Here is a 2,912-nt window from a genome sequence, read left to right on the forward strand (position 1 = left end):
CGCTAAACACGGGGGCTGCGCGGCGGACACGCCGACGTCACCGCAATGCCACGCCATTTTGCAGAACTTGACGCACACAACTGCGAGGCGACGACAAGCCAGGCGCGGCATGCGCCCTTCTCATCCGTCGAGAACCACTGCGGTCGCCGCGACGCAGATCCGACCGCGGCATGTCTTGCTCGGGATTGCGACAGCGATGCCACGAAATGGAGAGTGCCGAAGAATAGATTGTTTTGCTCTTTGCCCAAACTTCTGCGTGGCATTTGGATTGCATGAATGGAGATTGAAGAACGAAAATACCCAGGAGAGCTGGCCTCGCCGCTGCAGGTCCACGAGCTTGCGGAAGAGTACCGCAAGGCGGCAACCCTGCTGCTTCGGCTCGGCCGGCCAGGCAAACCGCTCACTCGAGCGCGGTCAGATTGTCGGCGGTCCATGCGATCGAACTCTATCTGACCGCGCTTTTGCTCCACCGTGGGCACAGCCCCAATCAGATCCGCAAAATGCAGCACGATCTGTCGGCGCGCACGGAACTCGCTTTGGAAGCGAGGCTGCGCCTTCGCGCGAAAACCGCCCAACATCTTCACTCCCTCAGCCAGAACTGGGAATATCTCGTTACCCGCTACGGCCCGGAGCTGGCTGCAACCGCCTCGCAGATAAACCGGCTTACCGCTACTCTGGACGAGGTGGCGGCAAAGGTAACCATATTGATCGGCTTGTCCTCAACTATGCCGCAGCCGGTCGGTCTTACGCCGAAGATCTCGCCTTGATGCGCGCGATGATGTCCGGATCTGAGACGAAGTCATCGAGGAAGTCGTTCCACTTTACGGCCGAACGGCGAGCATGGGCAAGCATCTGTCTTAGTTGGTCAATGCCTTCGTCGGTGAGAGCGGTTATCGCCTCCTCCGTACCGTCATGGACACTAATGATACTGCCAGAGCTGAGATTGTCATCGTTGCTGAGATCGCCTGAAGGAGCTCGAGATCCTCCCCGATCATTCGCGAAACGTGGTCGATGGTGAAGACGTGGGTTATTGTCGCCATCAAGCGGCCTCGGCGTAGGTCACGGTGACAGGTATCCAATTCCAGGGAAGAATTTCGTCAAGGTCGATGCGAGGGCAAAGGGTGTGCAGCCGTCTTCTGCCAGTGCGCCACGGCTCTCGAGCGTCTATATAACGTCACCAAACGGTGCTCCAGCGTGCCGCTGGAGACCACCCATACCGTCCAACCGGGGAAGTGTCCAAAAAGGCGCCAAAGTCGTCGCAGACTTTTGCAGCGGGCGCGGCGGCCCGGCCAGGCGCCGGATCGAGCGTTCCTGCGCATTTGATCATTGTTGAGACCCCGGGTACCCAACCGTGTTGCTAGAACAGCCCACCTGCTCCGTTCCAGCAAGGCAGCACTGGCCACTGGAACGTTCCCCTTGCGCGCACTGAAAGGCGATGCCGGCGCTCAGGCAGTCGGAGTCGGTCATGCCGAGGCGCCGTTTCCATTTTCGTCGCAAGTGGCTCGAGCCGCACGCGCTCTTTTCGCTCTGGAGTTCGAGTAGGTTGCGCCGAGGTTGGCTCACGAGGGGATCGGCGTCTTTCCATTTAGCTAGTAGGCTAGGAAAAGCTCCTTACATCCCGCAGTCAGGAGTCCACCAATCGGTCGAGATGGCTGCGAACCGCGTTGCGTCGGGATTGGGTGCTCCGACGGATCGATACCCGATGCCTGCGCCATTCGTCTTCGATGGCATTATCGCCCGCCGCATATAGCAAAGTGGTGTGGACAAACCTGATCCGACCTAGCACGATCTGGAGCCAACCGGCCTGGACCTGGCAGCCGCCTCTGGCTCTACGCCGCAAAATCGGGCCGGTTCCGCGCGTATGCATCGAATGACGCCGGTCAGAGGTGGTCTCGGAACGGGGTGCTCGGCATTTATGATCCGACCGAGCGCTAGTCTTAGTCTTAGTCTTAGTCTAGCGAGTGACCGTCGGCGGGCTTGACGGAGGGGACTTCGGCCTCCAGCCGCGCGAGGAATGCCGAGACCTCGGCGTCGATGTCCACCGGTTCAGTCACCGTGGGTGACGTCGTAGCTACTCCCCCGATCATCCCCAATTTGATTCAAATTTGTCTGTAGATATTGACGATTTGCGCGACCTTCACCTCGTAGACGGCCAATGCGGGTGGTTAGAGAGGGTCCCATGACAAGCAATTTTTCCGCCGCCCGAGTGCATTTAGATCGAGCGTATGACTACCTTTGTGGCGATGACCCGATGAGTCGAAGGGGACGCGAAGCCTTGGACCTGCTAATTGAGGCGGTTGCCGTCGAAGAGTTCAAGCAGCCACGTCAAAACGCGGAGGTGCTAAGGTTTCCGATTGGGCGCCGCTCCTGAGGCAATCTCCACGGCCGCCATGTAGCCTCAGGTGAGGCGCTCACCTTGCGCCGCCACTACGAACCATGGTGAGCAAATCCTCCCAGAACGCCAAGAAGCCCGCCCCGCATGAGCCGAGGCGGGCAATAGAAAATGGGGGGCCCAAGCGCGCGTCCATCAAACAGCCCCGCAGGAAAAATTCAGCAGAATGCCCATCCTGGCGCTTTCAGCGGCGATGCGCAGCCAGTTCTTGGGCCGGTAGGGCACGTTGTCGCGCGCATATGGCCGGGAGGAACCATCAGGAGCGACATAGGCGCGATAAAAGCCGAAGTGGCCCGTGTGGCGCGGCCACATCCAGTTGTCCGTTTGGCCGCCGAAGTTGCCGATGCCGAGCGCGGGCGCATAGACCAGGCGCACGTCCTCAATTTCGAGCTTCTGCAGGAGATAGTAGGAGACGCCGCCATACGTCGCAACGGTGATTGGGCTGTCCTTCACATGCGGCGATCAGGGCCTTTTTGTTCGTGGCGAGCCGCTCATAGCGGGCAAACCCGTTCAGCTTGTC

At 59.8% G+C, this 2,912-nt stretch carries 3 protein-coding genes and 1 pseudogene; 2 read left to right on the top strand and 2 right to left on the bottom strand.

All coding sequences use genetic code 11. The features are described from left to right. The first annotated feature begins 419 nt into the window (after positions 1-419). Positions 420-767, top strand: a complete 348-nt coding sequence (locus NKJ23_RS34325) for a hypothetical protein (RefSeq protein ID WP_352496785.1) — start codon at positions 420-422, stop codon at positions 765-767. Here NKJ23_RS34325 and NKJ23_RS34330 read toward each other — a convergent pair. Then, positions 745-1,040, bottom strand: a pseudogene (locus NKJ23_RS34330) (hypothetical protein). The gene NKJ23_RS34325 and the pseudogene NKJ23_RS34330 overlap by 23 nt on opposite strands. 1,139 nt (positions 1,041-2,179) lie before the next feature. Here NKJ23_RS34330 and NKJ23_RS34335 point away from each other — a divergent pair. Beyond that, entirely contained in the window at positions 2,180-2,371 is a 192-nt protein-coding gene (locus tag NKJ23_RS34335; protein ID WP_352496786.1) for a hypothetical protein, read from the top strand. A 156-nt stretch (positions 2,372-2,527) separates the two neighbouring features. On the opposite strand, the gene NKJ23_RS34340 is transcribed toward NKJ23_RS34335, so the two are convergent. Further along, positions 2,528-2,845: a S46 family peptidase gene (locus NKJ23_RS34340; protein WP_352685150.1), complete on the bottom strand. Its 318-nt coding sequence runs from the start codon at positions 2,843-2,845 to the stop codon at positions 2,528-2,530. Positions 2,846-2,912: the final 67 nt, after the last annotated feature.

Source organism: Mesorhizobium sp. M0184 (assembly GCF_040322215.1).
In the GTDB taxonomy this organism is placed as follows: domain Bacteria; phylum Pseudomonadota; class Alphaproteobacteria; order Rhizobiales; family Rhizobiaceae; genus Mesorhizobium.

Bases quoted from the DNA above. Each gene is read 5' to 3' on its own strand.
- NKJ23_RS34335 (WP_352496786.1), top strand. From the start codon at position 2,180: ATGACAAGCAATTTTTCCGCCGCCCGAGTGCATTTAGATCGAGCGTAT.